Consider the following 21,923-nt stretch of genomic DNA (forward strand, 5'->3'; position numbering starts at 1 on the left):
TTATGGTTATCAACCAAGTTAGAATCAAAGACTTGCAGGGGCAACTATACAGCCTTAAAGGAAATGAACCAATACTGCTAGACGACCCACAGACCATTTGGGTGGTGCAGTCCGGCTCTGTAGCGTTGTTTGCTGTCACAATTAAAAATGGCACCACAGAAGGAACTCGCCGTTATTTGTTCACTAGCAATCCCGAAGAAGCACTTTTTGGAACAGCTTCTGACTGTATTCATCAGCACCGCCAACTTTTAGTAGTGCCGATGGGAGAAACAGAATTGCTGAAGGTAGACCGAGAATACTTTGAGGAATTAGTTGCTGATGGGGATACCAGAATAGTTGCTTTGGTGGAGGGTTGGATCGAGCAAATCAACACTACACTTTCCCATATCGCCACCCCAGCAATTCAAGTCCGGGCAGCAAGAGAAGCGCGATTTTCTCTAATTGATGGTCAAACTCTCCAGCCAGAACCCCAGGCGATCGCCTGGGTACAAATTCAGCAAGGAAATGTCCAATGGATGGGGCTTGAGGAACTAACTCTAGATCCGACATCGGGAATTTTCCCCCTCAGCGATGGTATATGGTTACAAGCTGTGGGGGAGATTCAGCTTGCCACTCAAACCACAAGCGCTATCCGCAACGCAGATATCCTGCTTGAGGGACTTTCCCAGTTTCATACTCAACTACTGCAATATATTAACTTTCTAGAACAGCAGGAAACCCAAGAAGAACTGCAACGGCTGAGTGATCAAGAACGTCTCAATCGTCAGGTGACAGCAGAAGCTCTAGGCGAACTAGCATCTTCTTTAGGAACTCAAGAAGCAACTTTTTTCCTGGAAGGTGCGCCGTTGTTAGTTGTTGCTGGTGCTGTGGGTAGGTGTTTAGGTGTGAAAATTCGCCCCCCAGCTAAGTCAGAGAACCTGAAGCTGGTGAAGGAGCCATTGGAAGCAATTGTTAGAGCTTCACGGTTAAGGATGCGACAGATTTTATTGCGGGACAACTGGTGGGAAAAGGACTGTGGCCCTTTGGTTGCCTACACCCAAGAGGATAACCGACCAGTGGCACTCCTGCCCATCTCTGCTACTCGCTACGAAATCTTTGATCCAAGCGATTGCACTCGTCATCCTGTAGATGCCCTTATTGCTTCGACACTAGCGCCCGTTGCTTATATGTTTTATCGGTCTTTGCCCGATAAAGTTCTTAACGCTAGCGATTTATTTCGGTTCGCGCTTAAAAATCGCGGCAGAGATATACTAATCGTTTTTTTAACTGGTATTGCCGCGACACTGCTGGGTATGCTCACACCCCACGCCACTGCCATTTTAATTGACAACGCCATTCCAGATAGCGATCGCGGATTGCTGCTACAAGTTGGTTTGGGGTTACTGGTTTCAGCTTTTGGAATAGCAGTATTTCGGCTGGCTCAAGGATTTGCGCTCTTGCGCGTGGAAACGATTTCAGATGCCTCTACTCAAGCTGCTGTGTGGGATCGACTACTAAACCTACCAGTATCCTTTTTCCGTCAGTATACTACAGGGGATCTTCAGTCGCGTGTGACATCAATTAGTACAATTCGTCGTTTACTAAGTGGCACAACCCTGATTACTCTGATCACTGGTCTGTTCTCATTATTAAACTTGTTGCTCTTGTTTTACTACAACTGGAAATTAGCTTTAGTTGCTGTGGCCGTAGCAGTAGTTGTGATCGCTGTTACTACACTCTCTGGTATGCTTCTCGTCCGCAAAGTTCGCCCACTGCTGGAAATAAAGGGAAATATTTTTGGGCAAACGGTACAACTAATCAACGGCATTTCCAAACTGCGTGTGGCTGGGGCCCAGGAGCGCGGTTTTGCTTCTTGGAGTAAAAATTACAGTCGGCAAATAAAACTGGAACTAAGTACCCAAAACGTTGAAGACGGTGTGGCAGTTTTCAATACAGTCATGCCGACGCTAACTTCTGGCGTTCTGTTTTGGTTTACTATCCAACAGCTTCAGGAGTCCCAGACTACAGGTGCAATCGGACTGACGATTGGGACTTTTCTGGCTTTTAACAGTGCGTTTGGTACTTTTATCAAAGGTGCCACAGACGTAAGCAATACAGTTACTGGCACTTTGCAAGTTGTCCCTCAGTGGAAGCGCGCACAACCAATTTTAGAAACTATACCAGAAGTCGATCTCAATAAAACCGATCCTGGTAAGCTCATGGGCAAAATTGCTGTAGATCGTGTTACATTTTGCTACCGACAAGATGGTCCTTTAACGCTAGATGATGTCAGCCTGTATGCCGAGCCTGGGGAGTTCATTGCACTTGTAGGCAGTTCTGGGAGCGGTAAATCTACTATATTTAGATTGCTATTGGGGTTTGAGGCTCCTGAAGATGGCACTATTTATTATGATGGTCAAGATTTGTCTGGGTTGAATGTTGAGGCAGTGCGCCGACAGTTGGGTGTCGTCCTGCAAAATGGCCGGATTATGTCAGCTTCTATTTTCGACAATATTGTTAGCGGCGCTCAGATTACACTCGATGAAGCTTGGGAGGCAGCGCGTATGTCTGGGTTTGCTGACGATGTTGCGGCTATGCCCATGTCTATGCATACTGTGATTAGTGAAGGAGGTGGCAATCTCTCTGGAGGACAACGACAACGGTTATTGATTGCTCGCGCTTTAGCATTAAAACCCCGTATTTTGTTATTCGATGAAGCTACTAGTGCGCTAGATAACAGAACCCAGGCGATTGTCAGTGAAAGCTTGGATAAGTTACAAGTTACTAGGATTGTGATCGCTCACCGACTTAGCACTATCCGCAATGCTCATCGCATTTATGTACTTCAGGCAGGCCGGGTTGCACAACAAGGAACTTTTGAGGAACTTGCTGCTGTTGAAGGTCTATTTGCCCAGTTAATGGCTCGGCAAATGGCCTAGTTACCAAGAAGGGGTAAAGGGTAAGGGGTAATACCAATTCGCAATTCGCAATTTGCAATTCGCAATTAAAGAACTTAGATGCAGCAAAGTTTTCAGGGTTTACATCCATATCATATTTTTCGTGAAATAGTATTAGATTTACCATCTGTCGCATTCTTTTTTCAAATTGGTATCATCTTGATATTCTTTAAAACTGATTTGGTTACTGAAAGCCACGAAAATACGTAATTTATGTCTCTAAACTTCGTAAAATTGGACAAAAATTCTTTAAAACTAACAATAATTATTTAATGTACAAGTGGAGAATAACGGATTTGAACCGATGGCCTCTGCGGTGCGATCGCAGCGCTCTACCAACTGAGCTAATTCCCCTTAATCGGTACTGAGTCAAGAGTAATATTACTCATTAACTCCATATATTATCACCATAAAGTATTTTAACATTCAGTTACCGATGGCTGAGGCTGTTTTTGAGAATAAACTTCCTGCACGCGTTCTAGTTCCAAATCAGTCAGATAATCTACAGTCCAGTTACAGCAGCGCTGAAGCATGTGAAATGGGTAAGTATTCGCCACACCCACAACTTGCATCTGCGCTTGTTTCGCCGCTTGGATACCAGCTGGTGTATCTTCTATTGCTAGGCATTCTTGTGATTGCAGATTTAATTCGGGGTATTTTTGTTTAAGGCGTGAGACTGCTAATAAATAACCATCGGGTTTGGGTTTACTGGTAGTGATATCGTCACCTGCTACGATAACTTTAAAATGTTCAGCCAGCTTGGCGCGGTGGAGTACTAGTTCTATTTCTTGGCGAATCGCACCACTAACTAAACCGAGTTTCAGGTTTCGCGATCGCACCTGATATATTAAATCTTCTACACCTGGATACAAAGGCAGTTTTTCTAATTTCTCTATTTCCAGCACATAAGCTTGTGCCTTCCGGTGCAGCAACTGAGTTAAATATTCCTCAGTACCTACTCTACCGCGATTAGCGAGCAGTTCTTGAAAACAAGCGCGATCGCTACGTCCCAAAGAAGCTTGACGCTCACTTACTTTTTGGGGTTGGAGATTTTCTTGAACGAGAATTTCATCTATCAGTTGTAGGTGGATGGACTCATCGTTAATGATTACACCATTGAAATCAAATAAAACTGCCTTTAAACTCATGCCCTTATGCCAAAAACTGGAGATCCTAAGTCCTCCAAATCATTATTATCTATTACTGGTATATATTGTCTGACTTTTGCTTGAGCAGCTGTATCTGTTGCAGAAATGGGTTTAACACCGCTAGTTATCTGATTGAGCCACCACACATCCTGAGTTCGCACTGCTTCAAACCCAGCTGCACCCATACTCGCGTCTAGGCTACCAGCAGCATACTCACGAATATATGGCTCCTCAAAAACATTATTGAGCCAATCTAACTGACGTAGAGCATTTTGATTACCATCTAAAACCAATACTTGTCCACCAGCTACCAGCAACCGGAAACTTTCCTGCAAAATTGCCTGAGATACTACAGTTGGTGTTTCATGAAATAGCAAAGAAGCTGTTACTAAATCAAAAGAAGCGTCTTGATAGCTTGTTTTCTCTGCATTTCCGTGTCGCCAAAGAATTTCTAAACCAGCAGTTCTGGCTTTATCTTCTGCTCTCACTAACATGTAAGGCGATAAGTCCAAACCAATGACTTCTGCTTTGGGGAAGGCTTGCTTTAGCATCAAAGTTGTGGAACCTGTGCCACACCCTAAATCAAGTATGCGTCGCGGTTTAACTTTTACCGCATCAATCAAAGCTTGACGTACTACAGTTTCATTAGGTGGTAGAACATATTGGGTAATCGGATCATAGGAAACTGCTGCACCAGAGTTGAGATATCCGCCCTCAATTCCATGAAAGTTTTGGCTACTGTAGTAATAGGGAATTATGACATCATTTCGCCGGAAGCGATCGCTTTCTTTTTCCCAGTCGATGCTATCCGCATAACGTTGCAACTTCTCCTCGTCAATAAAAAAACGTACTACAGGAGATAAAAAATTGTCCCAGATTGTATTTTGACGAATTGCCATAAAATCAAACGCAGTCTTTTATTTACAAATTTTAAAGTATTGTTCGGCGATCGCGTTGACACTCACAGCAATTACATACTACAAATGTAGTATGTAGTAAAAAACTAAGCTGATGCGCGTCTAAAGTATATAAACACTCTTGACGTTAACTGTTGACGGTTAACAGTCATCAGTCATCAGTCATCAGGTAAATGTACAAATTAAATGCGTAACAGCTTAAGCCAACTCATAATGACAGTTATCCTTACCTAATCCACATTTTTGCAACAGAGAAAATTATGCCTTACGAAAAACTAGAAATTACTACACCAACACCTGTTTTATCCTGGGCAAATCACCCTTTAGGCTCAGAAGAAACCAAGATGGCTAAGAATGTAGCATCACTACCTTTCGTGTTTAAACATGTAGCTTTGATGCCAGACGTTCACTTAGGAAAAGGTGCTTTAGTTGGTTCTGTAATTGCTACAAAAGAAGCAATCATACCCGCTGCTGTGGGTGTAGATATTGGCTGCTTTGTGGGAGATACTTTAGTTCCTTTAGTGGATGGAAAATCTTATCGTATTCAAGACTTAGCAGCGCAGGGTAAAAAATTTATTGTCTATTCTTGCACCCCTACTGGGAAAATTGTCGCTGCTCAAGCAACCGCTAAGCTAACTAGACACAATACTTCACTCGTAAAAGTTATTTTAGATAACCGTGAGGAAATTATTTGTACTCCCGATCATCAATTTATGCTGCGGGATGGAACCTATAAAGAAGCCGAGTTACTTCAAACAGGAACTTCTTTAATGCCCTTTTATGCCCAGACTGATAAAGATGGCTATACCTTGATTGCTCAGCCATACTCTGGTATGTGGCAAAAAGCACATTGGATTATAGCGAGATCAGGTTTACTCGGCAAAATACCTAAATTTGAAGGGCAAAGAACAGTTATTCATCATCGTAATTTCCAACAATCTGACAATTGTCCACAGAATCTTGAATTTATGGGTGATTGTGATCATTCTGCTTATCACCGTTCTTTAATAGATCGTAATCAACACTGGCAGTTTCCCGAATTTGAGAATAAAAGAGTTACTTCTCTTGCTCAAAAAGCACAAACTCCAGAAGGTTATCAATATCAATACTATGCAGAACGAGGAACTAGAAATATTCTTCAATATATGCAGCAGCAACCAGAACATTTTAAAAATGCAGTTGCAGATAATGGTCTTCGGGGTAAGCAATATTTAATTGCATACAATCAAAGTGATAAAGGTAAAGCAAAGTCTAAAGAAATTGCCAATAGATACTACACCTGTGAAATTTGTGGAGCAGAAGTCAAAACTCCAATTGGGCTTCACAACCACTGCAAAAAAGAACATCAATGCAATCATCAAGTTGTAGCAGTGATTCCTCTAAATCATACTGAGGATGTTTACTGTCTCACAGTACCGGAGTACAGTAATTTTGCACTAAAAGCCGGAGTATTTGTACACAACTGCGGAATGTGCGCTATCAAAACGCCATTTACTGGTGAACAATTAGAAGGCAAGTTAAAGAAAATTCGCCTAGATATTGAAGCAGCAATTCCTACTGGATTCAACGAAAACAAAGATATTGAAAAATCTGCTGCCAATTGGCAACGCTGGCGTGATTTTCCAGATTTACATCCAGGTGTGCAAGATTTGCAAAGCAAAGCGATGAAACAAATGGGTTCTCTGGGTGGAGGAAATCACTTTATTGAGGTGTGCTTCGATACAGAGAACCAAGTATGGTTGATGTTGCATTCTGGTTCGCGCAACATTGGCAATAAATTGGCTCAGTGCCACATTCACACAGCCAAAGAATTAGCCAAGATGGCAGGTAATTTATTACCTGATCCTGATTTATCTTATTTTGTGGCTGGTACGCCAGAATTTCGGGCATACTGGAACGATTTGCAATGGGCACAAGACTATGCACGTTTCAACCGTGATGTGATGATGGCACGATTTAAGCACATCGTTGAAAAACATCTGGCTGGTGGTAAGGCGGTTAAACCTTTATTACAAGTCAATTGTCATCACAACTACGCTGAAAAAGAAGTGCATTTTGATGAGGATGTGTACGTTACCCGTAAGGGTGCAGTTCGTGCCCAAAATGAAGACTATGGCATTATTCCCGGTTCAATGGGAGCAAAATCCTTCATTGTTAAGGGTAAAGGTAATGCCCACAGCTTCTGTTCTTGTAGTCATGGTGCGGGACGTTTGTTGTCTCGAAATAAGGCGAAAAACGTTTACACACTTGATGATTTGATTGAACAAACACAGGGTGTAGAATGTCGCAAAGATACAGGTGTTTTAGATGAAATTCCTGGTGCTTATAAACCTATAGACCAAGTGATGGCAAATCAAGCAGATTTAGTCGAAGTTGTAGCCACACTTAAGCAAGTTGTTTGTGTTAAAGGTTAATTTTTTAGGGTGGTAAGTTGCCACCCTATTTTTTTATAGAAAGTAAAAAGGTATCAGATCAAAATTTCGGGGTAGAGATTTATTCAGGCTGCCACGACCAACCAAATGGGTTAGAAGAAGACTTCTCTCGAATAATATTACTCAAACAGGGAATATCACCGAGTTGCAAAATTCGGTCACGCATATACTCAAAAAAGCTAATACCTAACTTACGAGTAGTGGCAACAAGGGACATTTTTTGCGAATTCTGCATTCGCTCGTGTTAAGTCAATTCACTGTAACGTTTACCCACTGGACAATTCAGACAGTTTGTTTCATCACATAAGCGGCAGATAGTTAAGGCGCTATCCTTCGTTTTTGTCAGGGAAAATAAGATTTGGTTACTGATGCGGCACAAATGTAGGCGGTCTTTTGAAGATAGAGAAGCGATCGCTTCCTCAAGTGCCAAGAGCCGCGCTTGATGGATCTTACTCACCAGAGCTTCCCCTTCTGGGGTCAATTTCAACTCCACAGCTCTGCGATCAACAGAGCAACGTTCACGGAGCATCAATCCTTGTTTCTCCAGTCGCTCTACAAGCCTCACTGCACCTGGATGCGACATTCCAAGAGCGCGGCGCAATTGTTCAATCGGTATCCCAGGTGCATGTCTTACCAAGCAAAGAGCCTCGGCAGCCGGACCTGCATCATCGATCATTTGCTCCGCCGACTGGGCAACCGAATCTGTCAAGGCAAGGGCTAAAGCCCCCACTAAATTCGCAAGGTTAGAGTTTTCCATAACTCAATTATATGCGTCATGCATATTGACATCAAGCAAATCTGGTAGTTATTATATGCGTCATGCATACAATTAAGTTCTCCATGATCCGACCTACAAAACCCGAAGATGCAGCGGCGCTGATTGCCGTAGCCAACACAATCGGTTTCGAGCCGAACGAACTCGAGGATCTCGGTAAAATGCTAGCTGACTACTTCGGTGGTAACACCGACAGCGATCCCTTCTGGATCACCGACTACGATGACAAAGACGGACCGGTGGGAGTCGCCTACTGTGAGCCTGAACGGATGACCGATCAGACATGGAACCTACAATTGATCGCCATTCGTTCCGATCACCAAGGACAAGGACGCGGTGGAAAATTGATGCGTTACGTTGAAGAAACTTTGAAGGCGCGTGGTGGACGAATGCTATTGGTGGAAACCTTAGCAAGCTTAGAGCGCACACGGACGTTCTACGCGAAGTGCGGCTACGAGGAGGAGGCTTGCATCCGGGACTTCTACACGGCCGGCGCTGATAAGATTGTGTTTCGTAAAGTCTTGAATGCGGACTAGACTTAAAAAATATTTCGCTATTGATTGATGTTCAAGATTTAGAAGGGAAGGCGATCGCCAAGTTTGACATTTTCCAAGAAAAGCTCATGCACTTGATTATTGTCAGTGTTGATAGTACATCAACGCAGGAGCGTCACCCCGTTCGCGATAGCATCTCCGCAGGAGAAGGGGTTAAAGGGTAAAGGATGAAGAAACAAACCCTTTACCCTTCTTCCCCATGCCCAATCCCCTATACCCCTAGTTCAAACTGACCTGGCCTCTAGTTTCAGATTGGAGTCCCAGGTATAAAGTCCGATTTGTTCAGGAACCCTAGAGAATCTTCCTGTCCGATGACCTCGTGATAACTCATTCAACACCTTGCTTTTGATCTCTCTAACTTCCTCAGCATCTAGTTCTCCATAAAGCCCAGCGATAATTTCAGCGACAGTAAAAATTTTCCTTGGATTTTGCTCAAAGAAAGACGAAAGGGCATCTATCAAAAACTGACCCTCAAATTCTTTCAGCATTGGAACTACATTTGTCTGCAAAGGTGCGATAGGTCTGTTCTTTTTGTGTTTGGCGGCTTGAGAATGACCATTATGAGTGCGATTGGACTTGACTAGACTTAAATCCAGAGTGTAACAACCAGGCTCGTCAGGAATAGCTGACCAAGCATTCCTTTCCCTACCCTGCGTCAATGAGGATTGAACTCTACCTTTGACTACTTTGAAGACAGGTTGTTCTAAGTCACCATAAAGCGATCGCACGATGAAATCAATATGACATACAGTACCCGAATGTTCTTCCAATAGCTTTTTGATAGCTTCCATCCGAGATAGAGGATGATGCTGGGGTAACATCGGAATATCAATCCCCTTAATTGAGTTTTCTTTGCTCTCTAGGGATGTATCTATAGCTGGAGATGTGGTCGATATTTGAGGCTTGTTGGTATCTTCAACCACAGTAGAAGAATGATCTATCTGCAAGTTATCTGAATTTCCAACTTCAGACTGGATAGAGTTTACCGAGTCAATACCAGAGTGAGAAATGCTATCAGGCAGAGATAGTTGATGATTTATTTCAGCTGTTGACAACCTACCCTTAATATCTGAGTCAGAAGACCAGTTAGATAACAAAGCTTCTACATGGTTGAGATGCGATCGCGCCTGTGTATACAATTGTTCGTACTTTTCTACGAGGCCAGCATAGTGGTCTCGTAATTCCAACAATGGAGAGAAAAAGGCTTGAGGAGGAGGTTCTAATTGCAATTGATGATTCATAAACTTCAAATTAACCTAAGTTGGTATCACTGGTGTAAGTCATTGGTCTAGGTTTTGCTTTGCGAGATGACTGTTGGGGTTTTTTAGGCGGTTGGGGAGGTCGGCATCTTTCACAATATAATGGACGAGGCCCAAAGGTCTCACGTTTTGTAGTCTCATTACACTGCTTACAGACGAAGTGGAAAACACGAGTGTGAATTTCTCGTTTATGGGCTCTGACAGTATATTCTCTAACATCAATTAACTTACTAGCCATAGTCAAGAATGGTAAATCTTAATCCTATCAATATAGCTATTCAAGCAAATGAAAATAGATCAGTGTGTGTTTAGTTATAAGTTTTATTCAAATCAATAATTTGGCGCAAAGTATCAGACAAATATTTCCATGAGGATAATTGTAGGGGTAATTCCTTGGCTATTCTCTCGGCTCATAGTTCATTATCAACATCTCTTTGTTATTTTCTCTATATCTCTGGGCTGTTAAATTCCAAAATATAGATATCAGTTTGTTCTGAATCATCTCTACAAAAATTTATGACAAACTGGCTGTAATGTTCATGTTGTACTTTAAAATATTGATTTTTGCTCCTGAAGTTTGATCAAACCGCCTCCCAATTAATAGAAGACGGTTTGCATAGCTGATATAAATGCTCGATATCGCAGATAAAAAACAATCTTGGGGAAGGGTACAGGATAAAGGATGAAAAAATAAACCCCTTAACCTTTCCCCCTTTCCCTTTACCCTTCTTCCCAATACCCATACCCAACATTACTTGTTTTCTACAAAATCAGCATCAATCACATCTTCATTGCCGCGTTCGCTTGGTTGTGCGCCATTTGTTGGGCTTGCTGCTTGGGCATAGACAGCGCTACCCACTTGCATCAGGGCTTGCTGTAACTCATTTGTGAGGAATTTAATTCGCTCAAAGTTATCTTGATTAATTGCCTCGCGTAAATTCTGTACCAATCCTTCGACACGAGAGCGATCGCTTGCACTCACTTTATCACCCAAGTCTCTCAGTTGTTTCTCTGCTTGATAGACTAAGGAGTCTGCCAAGTTCTTGGTATCAATTTTTTCACGACGTTCATGATCTTCTTGGGCATGGGCTTCTGCGTCCCGCACCATGCGTTCTACATCTCGCTTATCGAGAGTAGAAGCACCTGTAATCGAAATCGATTGTTGTTTATTTGTAGCCTTATCTTTAGCGGTAACTGAAAGAATACCGTTGGCATCAATGTCAAAAGTGACTTCGATTTGTGGTACACCTCTGGGTGCTGGGGGAATGCCATCTAGGCGGAAATTCCCTAAACTTTTGTTATCTCTAGATAATTCCCGTTCACCTTGGAGAACATGGACTTCTACATTTGTTTGACCATCTGCTGCTGTGGAAAAAATTTCTGATTTTTTCACAGGGACTGTGGTATTACGAGGAATAATTCTAGTCATCACACCACCTAGGGTTTCCACACCTAGAGATAAAGGCGTAACATCAAGCAGCAAAATGTCTTTGACTTCACCCGCTAAAACACCTGCTTGAATAGCAGCACCAACGGCTACAACTTCATCTGGATTAACACCTTGGTTGGGGCTTTTGCCCGTTATTCGCTGCACTAAGTCTTGAACGGCAGGAATGCGAGTGGAACCACCAACTAGTACAACTTCATCAAGTTCAGCATTGCTCAATTTAGAGTCTTGCAATGCTTGTTGCACTGGCTTGCGGCAACGATCAAAAAGATCTGCACACATTTCCTCAAATTTACCCCGTGTTAGGGTCATGTCGAGGTGTTTCGGGCCTTCTTGGGTAGCGGTGATGAAGGGAAGATTTATATTGGTCTGAGTCGCGCTTGAAAGTTCGATTTTGGCTTTCTCGGCTGCTTCAGTCAGTCTTTGTAAAGCTTGTTTATCTTTACGCAAATCAATACCTTCGTTACGCTGAAATTCATCAGCTAACCAATCCACAATCTTCTTATCGAAGTCATCACCACCTAGGTGAGTGTCTCCACTGGTAGCTTTGACTTCAAATACACCATCACCCACTTCCAAGATAGAAACATCAAAAGTTCCACCACCAAGGTCAAAAACCAAGATAGTTTCATTTTGCTTTTTATCTAGACCGTAGGCTAGGGCTGCGGCTGTTGGTTCGTTAATAATGCGGAGGACTTCTAAACCCGCAATTTTTCCGGCATCTTTGGTAGCTTGTCGCTGGGAGTCATTGAAGTAAGCAGGAACTGTAATTACTGCTTGAGTGACTGTTTCTCCTAAATATTTGCTTGCATCGTCAACCAACTTCCGCAGAACTTGGGCAGAAATTTCTTCGGGTGCAAATTGTTTCCCGACTGCGGGACAGTCGAGTTTGACATTACCGTTACTATCCCGGAGGATTTTGTAAGTGACTTCTGTAGCTTCATGAGTGATTTCTTCGTATTTACGCCCAATGAAGCGTTTGACAGAATAAAAGGTGTTTTCTGGGTTCATCACTGCTTGCCGTCTGGCAATTTGACCAACCAAGCGTTCACCTGTTTTGGTGTAAGCCACTACCGAGGGAGTAATGCGCTGTCCCTCAGCATTGGCAATTACTAATGGTTGCCCTCCTTCCATGACAGCAACACAGGAGTTTGTTGTGCCTAAATCAATTCCAACTACTTTTGCCATACAAGTAAATTCCTCTTTTGTTTTGGCAATAGGGAAAAGGGAATGGGGCGTGAGGAAGAAGGGGGAAGGGTTAAAGGGCATCCTTTACCCTTTAACTTTGTCCCCTCTTGTTACCCCCTGCCTCCCCTGCTCTCTAATCCCTAGTCTCTAGCCCCTAATTCCTAATGTTGAATTAACCGAGATTAATTTTTACAGTTTTGTGTTTTTCTGATTCCGCTTTTGGCAGGGTAAGGCGGAGAATACCATTTTGGTATTCAGCTTGCACTTTATCGTTTTGAATTTGTGAAGGTAACGGAATTACCCGTTGAAATTTGCCATAACGGAACTCAGAACGAGTGACACCATTTTCTTCAGTTTTGGTTTCAGATTTACGCTCACCACTAATCGAAATTGATTCGGAAGTCGCTTCTATATTAAAGTCTTGTTTTTCTAAACCAGGTACTTCTAGTTTTAAATGAATCGCATCTTCGGTTTCTTCAAGCTCAGCGGCAGGAGTAAAGGCAAAGCTCATGCTTTCTCCGCCATCAGTTGGCATTAATCTATCAAATAGGCGATTCATTTGCCGCTGTAAAGTGTCAATTTCACCGAATGGTTCTAAGCGTTCGATGTCTCGAAATGGTTGCCAACGAATTAGTGCCATAATATCACCTCTTAAATCCACTACTTGTTTTAGGAGGCTCAATCTCAAGCTTCTTAGCTGACAGCAAGACAGTAGACTTTACTGCATAAGTATTCAATTTTTTTAAGCTTAATCTTAAGCTTCCTAATTAACACATTAGATCAATATTAAATGTTAGGATGTTCGGTTTTGTGTCATAAACGATCGCAATAACCGTACCCTAATTATGGTTCATCATTAGTTACAAATCTAGCCAAAAAATTAAGTAATTAAGCAATATTATCTATAGCCATAGAACTTTTATCTATTTTGAAGTCAAAACATCACTCTTAAGACAGATCCTGATTAGAAGTAATTCAGATTGAATAAAAAAGACCGTGTATGCATACGGATGAATCTTCATGAAGCGCGATGTCAATGGTAAGTTTGTCAGCAATTGGGACTCAGAAACGAAAAAACGAGTAAGCATATCTCTTACCAATACAGCATGGCGATCGCTGGATGAGGAAGCTCAAAAGCGAGGAATTTCTCGTTCGGAAGTAATTGAACACTTTGCCCGTAGCCTGGGAAATGAAACTGGAACAAATGCTGAAAACGCTCTACTACAAGCACAAATTATTGAACAGCAGCAAGAAATTGCAAACTTGCAGCGTCAAAAACAAGAGTTGTCAGCCCTACTAGAAAACGCTCCAGATGCGATCGCCCGTTTCGATTCGCAAATACGTTACCTGTATGCTAACCGTGTTGCCGAGCAAGCCCTAGGATTTTCACGAGATGCTCTACTAGGCAAATCCATGTCTGAATTTATGTCAGACCCAATTTACCTGTTCTGGGAAGAGCATTTACGCCAGGTGTTAGCGACGGCTCAACAACAAGAAATTGAATTTGAATTTGAAACTCCTTTTGGTGTACGCTTCTATCAAGCTCGGTTAGTTCCAGAATTAGATGCCGAAGAAACACCTGTATCGGTTGTAGTCATCAGCCGGGATATTACCGAAACTAGGCAAGCCCAGCAACAATATACCCAACTTATCACTACCCAAGAAACTGAACGTCAGGTAGCAATGATCCTGGAAAGTATTACGGATGCATTTGTTGCCTTTGATCGCAATTGGTGTTACACCTACATCAATCAAGCGGCGGCGGCCATTCTGCACAAAACCCCAGAAGAACTACTCGGAAAACACGTTTGGAACGAGGTGTTTCCTGAACTTTTAGGTGGAGTAGCATACCAAAAATTGCATCAAGCAATAACAGAACAAGTGTCGGTTGCTTGGGAGGAATTTGGAGAGCCTGTTCAGCGGTGGTTAGAGATCCGTGCTTATCCATCTGCTGAGGGTGTAGCAGTCTATTTTCGTGATATCACAAAGCGCAAACAAGCTGAAGCAGAACAGGAACGGTTGCTATATGAACTAGAAACTGAACGCACTCGATTTGAAGCAGTTTTGCGACAAATGCCAGCAGGCGTGATGATTGCCGATGCAGCATCTGGCAAGTTAGTTTTGGCAAATGAGCAAGCCAAACAGATTGTTGGGTACAGTTATGAACAGTTACTTAAGCTGGAAGACTATAAACTCATTATTCCATTTGAAGCCTTTCGCTCTGACGGACAGATTTACACCGCTGATGAGTATCCATTGGCGCGATCGCTGCAAACAGGTGAAGTAGTTTATAACGAAGAAATAGAGCTACATCAAAATGATGGCAGCCAAATTTTGATCAATGTCAATTCTGCACCTATTCTTAACCATCAAAATCAGATTGTGGCAGCCGTTGTCATCTTTGAAGATATCACCGAGCGCAAACAAATCGAAGCAGAGCGATCGCGCGCCGAAGAAGCACTACGAGAAAGTGAGGCTCGGCTGCAACTGGCGCTGAAGGTTGGCCGCATGGGAATATGGAATTGGGACATGCAGACTGGCAAAATTCTTTGGTCAGAAAATCACTTCACAATTTTAGGTCTGCAAGTAAATGAGCGCGAACCCAGTTACAAACTTTGGGCAGATCAAGTGCATCCTGACGATTTAGCTACAACAAAGGCAAAAATTAAAGAAGCGATCGCCGAAAAAAAAGAATATCACCACGAATATCGTCTGCGTTGGTCAGATAATTCTATTCACTGGGTAGAAGTCAGAGGACACTTTACTTACGATTCTCAAGGAAATCCTCAACATTCAACTGGTGCTGTAATTGATATTACAGAACGTAAGCAAGCAGAACAAGAACGGGAACAATTGTTAGAGCGAGAATATATTGCTCGGACTCAAGCAGAAGCTGCACAACGTCAACTGACAAACATTTTTGAAACCTCACCAGTGGGAATTGCTCTGTTAGATGCCCAGCAGCGGTTTATTGCCATTAATGAAGCATTAGCCCAAATCAACGGATTAACCCGTGAACAACATTTATGGCATTCAATTCCAGAAATTTTTGGTCAATCCGATCCCCAATTAGTTGCAGTCTTTGACGACATTTATACTACAGGTAATTCCTTTATTTCACCCAACTTTGCTGTCAACGTTCCTGGACGTAGCCATCGCTCCCCCGGCTACTACAACGTTTACTATCTGCCAACAATCAACTCCAACCATCAAGTGGAAGACGTTTTAATATATGTCTTAGACGTGACAGAGCGAGTACGGTTAGAGCAGGGGCAACGCTTTTTGTCAGAGGCGAGTGCAGTTCTGTCCTCTTCCCTCGATTATCAAACTACCCTAGAGCAAATAGCACAGCTAATTGTTCCCGAATTAGCGGATTGGTGTACGGTTCATATCGTGGAAGAGGATGGTTCAATCGAACAAATTACTGTTGCTCACATTGATCCTGCCAAACTCCAATGGGCGCAACAAATCAGCCGTAAATATCCTCTTGACCCTGATGCTGTTCGCGGTGCTGCATTGACATTACGGACAGGAGAATCGGATATCTTGCCACATATTCCAGATGAATTGCTCGTGCAGGCAGCCCGTGATTCAGAACATTTAGAAATTTTGCGGCAGGTTGGGTTTAAATCGGTCATAACAGTGCCACTACGAACCCAAGCGCGAATTTTAGGTGTAATTTCCTTTATTTCAGCTGAATCTGGGCGGCAATATGATTCAACTGATTTGCAATTAGCAGAAGAACTAGCTCGCCGTGCCTCCTTAGCGATTGATAATGCCCAGTTATACTGGGTAGCGCAACGCGATCGCACTAAAGCAGAATCTGCCAACCGAGTTAAAGACGAATTTCTAGCCGTACTCTCCCATGAATTGCGATCGCCTCTCAATCCGATTCTAGGCTGGACAAAAATGCTACGAAGTAAGCGGTTAGATGCCGCAAAAACTGACCAAGCTTTAGAAACAATTGAACGCAATGTGAAACTGCAAGCGCAATTAATTGAAGACTTATTAGATGTCTCACGTATTCTGCAAGGAAAAATGACGTTAAACGTCGCTCCTGTGAATTTAGCGGCAACAATTGCAGCAGCCTTAGAAACGGTACGACTGGCAGCAGATGCCAAGAGCATTCAAATTAAAACTAATCTTAACTCAGTTTCCGGAACGGTTTCAGGCGACATGAACCGTTTACAACAGGTTATCTGGAACCTGCTTTCTAATGCCGTGAAGTTCACACCATCTGGAGGACGAGTCGAGGTACAACTAAGGCAAGTTGGTATGTATGCTCAAATTCAAGTTAAAGACACAGGTAAAGGCATTAACCCAGAGTTTTTACCATACGTATTTGAGTACTTCCGCCAAGAAGATGGCACAACAACACGACAATTTGGCGGATTGGGATTAGGATTGGCGATCGTCCGCCATTTTACTGAACTGCATGGAGGAACTGTTGAGGCCAGCAGTCCGGGACTGAATTTAGGGGCAACATTCACCGTTCGTTTACCGTTAAATGTTACTGAGCAGCAGCTATTGTCTGATGACAGCGATTTAGAAACTGTGACAGATCTGGCAGGTATTCGTATATTGGTTGTGGATGATGATGCAGATATCCGGGAGTTGTCAGCATTTATCCTCACACAAGCTGGCGCACAAGTTACAACAGCCGCTTCGGCAGTACAAGCATTGGTACTATTAAATCAGTCTGTCCCTGATCTATTACTGTGTGATATTGGTATGCCAGAGATGGATGGCTATGCTCTAATTCGGCAAATTAGAAAGTGGTCACATAAACAAGGAGGAACCCTTCCAGCGATCGCACTTACTGCTTATGCCGGAGAAATAAACCAGCAACAAGCTTTAACTGCGGGATTTCAAATGCATATTCCAAAGCCTGTTGAACCAGAAATGTTAATGCAGGCGATCGTCCAATTGCTTCATCCCATTGAGCAAAACAAATCATTAGCAAGTGACAACTCTGACTGCTAACTGCTTGCAGCTTAGCGAAAGCAATTGTTATTTTCCTTTGCTCATCTCCCCAGTCCCAAATCCCTTTCTGCTTCTTTCATTTTTTCTGTTACTGGCGGCAGTTGCTGGTCGTAGCTGGTGTTTTGCTGGGTCATAGTAATCATGCTTAAAAGAATTGCACTTCCCACAGCCAGAGCTAACACAGGACGTTTAAGAAGGACAAAATCTCTTATAATGCGAGCTACAGGGCTACTTTGGCGGCGTAGTGCCGACGAACAGATCATTATTTGTTTAAGAGTAAACGGATCACGGACATAATGACCGCTGCGACAGACTACGAGTCGTTCTTGGCAATACGGACAGCTAAATAAGCCAATGCAGGTCTTGATTGGTTTTGGCCTCGCATTTCTTTGGCAAATTGGGCAAGTAACATAATGATTATCAAAGGTGTGTATATTCATTTACCTCGTCCGCCTAGTCCATTTACTCGCTCTATAACAATAGCTATATGTAATTTTCGATGCTTAGTAGACTTACCAGTATGGTGTGACCTCAGCTATCTATCACACATACAGTTTAATTCTTACCAAGGATAACTTAATAGTAGCAACACGAGTATAGCTAGATTTAAGTGAGAATGTCTCCTGTTTGCTGCTTACTTATGGCATTTCCATTGAGCTTACAGATATTTTGTTTTCTATATACAGAATTAAGTCCACATTCATTCGCACCTAAAGGCGATCGCTAGTCATTATTTGTATAATTCCCTCCCATTTAACCATTCTCTTCATAAAAATTTTGAATAGCAAAATTTTTTTAACAAAAACTTTGTAAATCAAGAAAATTGAATGTCAGTCAACCAAAAAGTTTTTTATGAATGGCGATCGCCAACATTAATGCACGTAGCCTCAAGTGCTATAAAACACTTAAACTATTATTTATACTTATCATAACTCTAACTATTGATTTAGTAAAATTGGTATTATTTCCTCCATGATCCACTGGTTTAAATTCTTCGCTATCTTCCCAAAGTTAAGTTGAGTTCTACCAGTATTCTAAGCGATCGCAGTATAGACGATTCGGTCGAGATCATAATTGTTAAAGTTTAGATCACAACTTTCTACTTCAAGTTATCGCCACATCTAAATCTTTTTTATGCTTCAAATATACTCAGGGATGGTATATTTTTTGCTTAAAACCATCTTTTCATGAAAAATTGCATTAATAAATATACAACTTTACAGTTTGAAAAATCACAAAATATATTTATGAACTACAATTTCTATAATTGGTTATTTAACAAATAAATAAATACTTTATACTTCAAACACTGCCATACTTACGAGTTGAGTAAAATATCAAACATTTCACACCAATGCAATATCGCTGCAACAAAACTGTCATAACTACTGTCTACATTAGTAATACATTTAAATATTTTTCCAGATAGCAATGAAAAACCAAGTACGCGACGGAGATCAATCTTTAATTAATCCTAAATACAATAACAATACACCCTGGAAAAAGGCAGCGGCTTCTTTATCATTGGTGCTGCTAGGATCAGGTATGACATTGGCAGGTGGTTATTTAGCTGGAAATAATCAGCAATTATCTGAAAGTGCTTCTAAACTGGCAGTGAGTAGAGTCAATGCTGCTCCTCCATTACCAGCCGCTACAGATCCTAATTTTGTGATCCAAGTGGTACAAAAAGTAGGGCCAGCCGTAGTAAGGATTGACTCTTCTCGAACAGTTCAATCTAGGATACCAGCAGAATTTAACGATCCATTTTTCCGCCGCTTTTTTGGTTCTCAATTACCACAACAAGGACAACGGGTAGAAAGAGGTACTGGCTCAGGTTTTATTATTAGTGGTGATGGACGGATTCTCACCAACGCCCACGTTGTAGATGGCGCTGATACAGTGAGAGTAACGCTCAAGGATGGGCGTAGCTTCCAAGGTAAAGTATTGGGGAGAGATACTTTAACAGATGTAGCGGTTATTAAGATTCAAGCTGAGAATCTCCCATCGGTAACATTGGGTAATTCAGATCAGCTGCAATCAGGAGAATGGGCGATCGCGATCGGTAATCCTTTAGGATTAGACAATACTGTTACTACAGGAATTATCAGCGCAACTGGACGCACCAGCAATCAAGTTGGCGCACCTGATAAGAGAGTTGAATTTATTCAAACTGACGCAGCAATTAATCCTGGTAACTCTGGCGGGCCTTTGTTAAATGCCCGTGGTGAAGTAATTGGTATGAATACAGCTATCATTCAGAGGGCACAAGGATTAGGCTTTGCCATTCCCATCAATACAGCGCAACGCATTTCTACCCAGCTAATAGCTACAGGGAAAGTGCAACATCCCTATTTGGGTATTCAGATGGTGGGATTAACGCCTCAAATCAAGGAAAATCTCAACTCAGACCCCAATAGCGGTTTAAGCGTCAATGAAGATAAAGGTGTCTTAGTTGTCAGGGTTATGCCCAATTCACCTGCTGCTAAAGCCGGAATACGTGCTGGCGATGTCATCCAAGCGCTGAATGGTCAATCTGTTACAGATGCTAGCGGTGTACAAAAGGCAGTAGACAACAGCCAAGTTGGAGGTAATTTGCGTTTAGAGTTACGACGCAATGGGCAAAGTATCAATTTAGCTGTGCAACCTGGTGCTTTCCCCACTGAACAAGCGCAACTATAATTGTTGCTGAAAATGTGCGTTAACGCGCACCTTACTAGCGTAACCGGACTAATTTGAGGCAAAAAAAATTTGTAGGTTGGGTCGAAGAATGAAACCCAACATCCTCACTAGTGTTGGGTTTTGCTTTGCTCAAACCAACCTACATTAATGCACTATTTTAGCTGTGTCAGTCCACTAGGGAATTATTAACGTCCGACTAAATACCGTAGGCCAATAAGTAACAAAAAGATGCCATATAGCTTTTTCATCATTTCACTACTAATAAATGGCTGATTAGCAAATAGCGCTCCAAATAAATTACCAATCACTAGACCAACGGCAATCATAACAGCATACTTAATGTTAATATTGCCGCTACGATAGTAAACTGCTGCTCCTAAAATGCCAATTGGTAATATTTGTGCAGCGATAGAAGTACCAGTCGCAAATTTTTGATCTAGTCCAACTATTAGCACCATTGCTGGCACTATAATTGCACCACCGCCGATGCCAAACATCCCACCAGCAACGCCAGCAACCAGACCAATGAACAACATTTGCAGAAGTATATTAGACATACAAAACTATTTTTTTCTTGGTAGTTATAAATTGATTTTATGTGACAGTATTGATTTGGGTAGCATCCCATGAACACCTTTTTGGGGGCTGTTGACGACTTGAGTGATGCGAAAATTCACGGCTAAACTACACAATACATAAGCATCTTCTGCGGATAAGTTTGCAAAACGTTCCAAAAAATCAATCATATTTTTCACAGCTATTTCTAAAGCTGCATCTAAAGTTTGGGCAAACCCCATTGTGATGATATCAGTAGCTGTTTCAGCAATAGGTGTTGACAGTTGCAAATCCTTGCGAAGTGTGAGTACTATTCTTCCATTCATCGAAGTTTCAATAGCAGTCACATTAACTTCGCCATCTCCCTGTGCTGAATGTCCATCACCAATAGAAAATAATCCACCTGGGACGAAAATAGGCAAAAATACACGAGAGCCTGTTTGCAATTCACGGTTGTCAATATTACCACCATAACAACCAGGCGGAATGGAAATTCGAGAAGTTTCTGGGGTAGCAACACCAAGAATACCAAAAAAAGGTTTGAGGGGAATTTTAATGCCGCTACCTGTAGGAAATTCAGCGATATTATGGATTAAATCAAGGGGAATAAATCTGAGAGCAGGTTGAGTAAATTTCTGCGGTAAAGCTCCCCAACCTGTACGAATTGCATTGAAGCCGACTGGTAAATTTGGTGCGATCGCTTCTAATCTTACTTCTAAAACATCCCCCGGTTCCGCATCTTTTACGTAAATTGGCCCTGTTAGTAAATGAGGCCCCGCTGCAACTTTACGTTCTGGTGATAGATTTTGACAGATATCAACAAATTCTGGTGTAAGAAACTCTGGCGGTGCTTTGTCGTAAACATAGTAACCAGTATAAGTTTCTACATCAACTGTGTCACCGGAATCTATAGTAAGTGCTGGTTCTAGCTTATGAGAGAAACCACCGAGATGTACGGTTTCTTTAGTGGCTTTTAAAATGTGGTGAGTCATCGCCGAGGTTTTAATTACTCATTTTTCAATTAAAAAAGGAATTAAACTATATAGCAAA

Annotated in this window: 17 protein-coding genes and 1 tRNA gene; 6 read left to right on the top strand and 12 right to left on the bottom strand. The window is 42.1% G+C overall.

Annotated elements, in window-relative coordinates; genetic code table 11:
* The first annotated feature begins 2 nt into the window (after positions 1 to 2).
* Positions 3 to 2,918, top strand: coding sequence for an NHLP bacteriocin export ABC transporter permease/ATPase subunit (locus I8751_RS15910; RefSeq protein ID WP_214440117.1), 2,916 nt, complete (start codon positions 3 to 5; stop codon positions 2,916 to 2,918).
* A gap of 299 nt (positions 2,919 to 3,217) precedes the next feature.
* On the opposite strand, the gene I8751_RS15915 is transcribed toward I8751_RS15910, so the two are convergent.
* The 3 genes from I8751_RS15915 to I8751_RS15925 form a co-directional block, all read right to left on the bottom strand.
* Positions 3,218 to 3,290 (bottom strand) — tRNA-Ala (locus I8751_RS15915).
* Between the two features lie 65 nt (positions 3,291 to 3,355).
* Positions 3,356 to 4,084 (bottom strand): HAD family hydrolase, encoded by a 729-nt coding sequence (locus I8751_RS15920; protein ID WP_214440118.1) that lies wholly within the window; start codon positions 4,082 to 4,084, stop codon positions 3,356 to 3,358.
* Positions 4,081 to 4,983, bottom strand: a complete 903-nt coding sequence (locus I8751_RS15925) for a class I SAM-dependent methyltransferase (RefSeq protein ID WP_214440119.1) — start codon at positions 4,981 to 4,983, stop codon at positions 4,081 to 4,083. The genes I8751_RS15920 and I8751_RS15925 overlap by 4 nt, the downstream gene beginning before the upstream one ends.
* Before the next feature lie 278 nt (positions 4,984 to 5,261).
* On the opposite strand from I8751_RS15925, the gene I8751_RS15930 reads away from it, so the two are divergent.
* A complete protein-coding gene (locus I8751_RS15930) occupies positions 5,262 to 7,415 on the top strand; it encodes an RtcB family protein (RefSeq protein WP_214440120.1) in 2,154 nt (717 codons plus the stop codon).
* 79 nt (positions 7,416 to 7,494) lie between these two features.
* Here I8751_RS15930 and I8751_RS15935 read toward each other — a convergent pair whose 3' ends face one another.
* Positions 7,495 to 7,668, bottom strand: a complete 174-nt coding sequence (locus I8751_RS15935; RefSeq protein ID WP_214440251.1) for a hypothetical protein — start codon at positions 7,666 to 7,668, stop codon at positions 7,495 to 7,497.
* Positions 7,669 to 7,677: 9 nt separating this feature from the next.
* On the bottom strand, positions 7,678 to 8,190 hold the full coding sequence (locus tag I8751_RS15940) for a MarR family winged helix-turn-helix transcriptional regulator (RefSeq protein WP_214440121.1): 513 nt from the start codon (positions 8,188 to 8,190) through the stop codon (positions 7,678 to 7,680).
* Between the two features lie 83 nt (positions 8,191 to 8,273).
* Between I8751_RS15940 and I8751_RS15945 the strand changes: the two genes are divergently transcribed.
* Both I8751_RS15945 and I8751_RS15950 read left to right on the top strand, forming a co-directional pair.
* The gene (locus tag I8751_RS15945) at positions 8,274 to 8,744 is read left to right on the top strand and encodes a GNAT family N-acetyltransferase (protein ID WP_214440242.1); all 471 of its coding nucleotides are present in this window, start codon (positions 8,274 to 8,276) and stop codon (positions 8,742 to 8,744) included.
* Positions 8,745 to 8,764: 20 nt separating this feature from the next.
* The gene (locus tag I8751_RS15950) at positions 8,765 to 8,926 is read left to right on the top strand and encodes a hypothetical protein (RefSeq protein ID WP_214440122.1); all 162 of its coding nucleotides are present in this window, start codon (positions 8,765 to 8,767) and stop codon (positions 8,924 to 8,926) included.
* Between the two features lie 60 nt (positions 8,927 to 8,986).
* On the opposite strand, the gene I8751_RS15955 is transcribed toward I8751_RS15950, so the two are convergent.
* The 4 genes from I8751_RS15955 to I8751_RS15965 form a co-directional block, all read right to left on the bottom strand.
* Positions 8,987 to 10,003 carry a hypothetical protein gene (locus I8751_RS15955; RefSeq protein WP_214440123.1) on the bottom strand — a complete coding sequence of 339 codons (1,017 nt, stop codon included), beginning with the start codon at positions 10,001 to 10,003 and terminating at the stop codon, positions 8,987 to 8,989.
* Between the two features lie 10 nt (positions 10,004 to 10,013).
* The gene (locus I8751_RS29675; protein ID WP_225894187.1) at positions 10,014 to 10,259 is read right to left on the bottom strand and encodes a hypothetical protein; all 246 of its coding nucleotides are present in this window, start codon (positions 10,257 to 10,259) and stop codon (positions 10,014 to 10,016) included.
* 513 nt (positions 10,260 to 10,772) lie between these two features.
* Entirely contained in the window at positions 10,773 to 12,656 is a 1,884-nt protein-coding gene (dnaK, locus tag I8751_RS15960) for a molecular chaperone DnaK (RefSeq protein WP_214440124.1), read from the bottom strand.
* A 172-nt stretch (positions 12,657 to 12,828) separates the two neighbouring features.
* A complete protein-coding gene (locus tag I8751_RS15965) occupies positions 12,829 to 13,296 on the bottom strand; it encodes an Hsp20/alpha crystallin family protein (RefSeq protein ID WP_214440125.1) in 468 nt (155 codons plus the stop codon).
* A gap of 380 nt (positions 13,297 to 13,676) precedes the next feature.
* On the opposite strand from I8751_RS15965, the gene I8751_RS15970 reads away from it, so the two are divergent.
* On the top strand, positions 13,677 to 17,639 hold the full coding sequence (locus I8751_RS15970; protein WP_214440126.1) for a PAS domain S-box protein: 3,963 nt from the start codon (positions 13,677 to 13,679) through the stop codon (positions 17,637 to 17,639).
* 41 nt (positions 17,640 to 17,680) lie between these two features.
* Here I8751_RS15970 and I8751_RS15975 read toward each other — a convergent pair whose 3' ends face one another.
* Positions 17,681 to 18,079, bottom strand: coding sequence for a hypothetical protein (locus I8751_RS15975; protein ID WP_214440127.1), 399 nt, complete (start codon positions 18,077 to 18,079; stop codon positions 17,681 to 17,683).
* A gap of 991 nt (positions 18,080 to 19,070) precedes the next feature.
* Between I8751_RS15975 and I8751_RS15980 the strand changes: the two genes are divergently transcribed.
* Complete coding sequence (locus tag I8751_RS15980; protein WP_214440128.1) at positions 19,071 to 20,318, top strand: HhoA/HhoB/HtrA family serine endopeptidase; 1,248 nt, start codon at positions 19,071 to 19,073, stop codon at positions 20,316 to 20,318.
* Between the two features lie 185 nt (positions 20,319 to 20,503).
* Here I8751_RS15980 and I8751_RS15985 read toward each other — a convergent pair whose 3' ends face one another.
* Both I8751_RS15985 and I8751_RS15990 read right to left on the bottom strand, forming a co-directional pair.
* On the bottom strand, positions 20,504 to 20,875 hold the full coding sequence (locus I8751_RS15985; protein ID WP_214440129.1) for a TSUP family transporter: 372 nt from the start codon (positions 20,873 to 20,875) through the stop codon (positions 20,504 to 20,506).
* Between the two features lie 24 nt (positions 20,876 to 20,899).
* Complete coding sequence (locus I8751_RS15990) at positions 20,900 to 21,865, bottom strand: acetamidase/formamidase family protein (RefSeq protein ID WP_214440130.1); 966 nt, start codon at positions 21,863 to 21,865, stop codon at positions 20,900 to 20,902.
* Positions 21,866 to 21,923: the final 58 nt, after the last annotated feature.

Origin of the sequence: Atlanticothrix silvestris CENA357, from assembly GCF_016056295.1 — a bacterium.
In the GTDB taxonomy this organism is placed as follows: domain Bacteria; phylum Cyanobacteriota; class Cyanobacteriia; order Cyanobacteriales; family Nostocaceae; genus Atlanticothrix; species Atlanticothrix silvestris.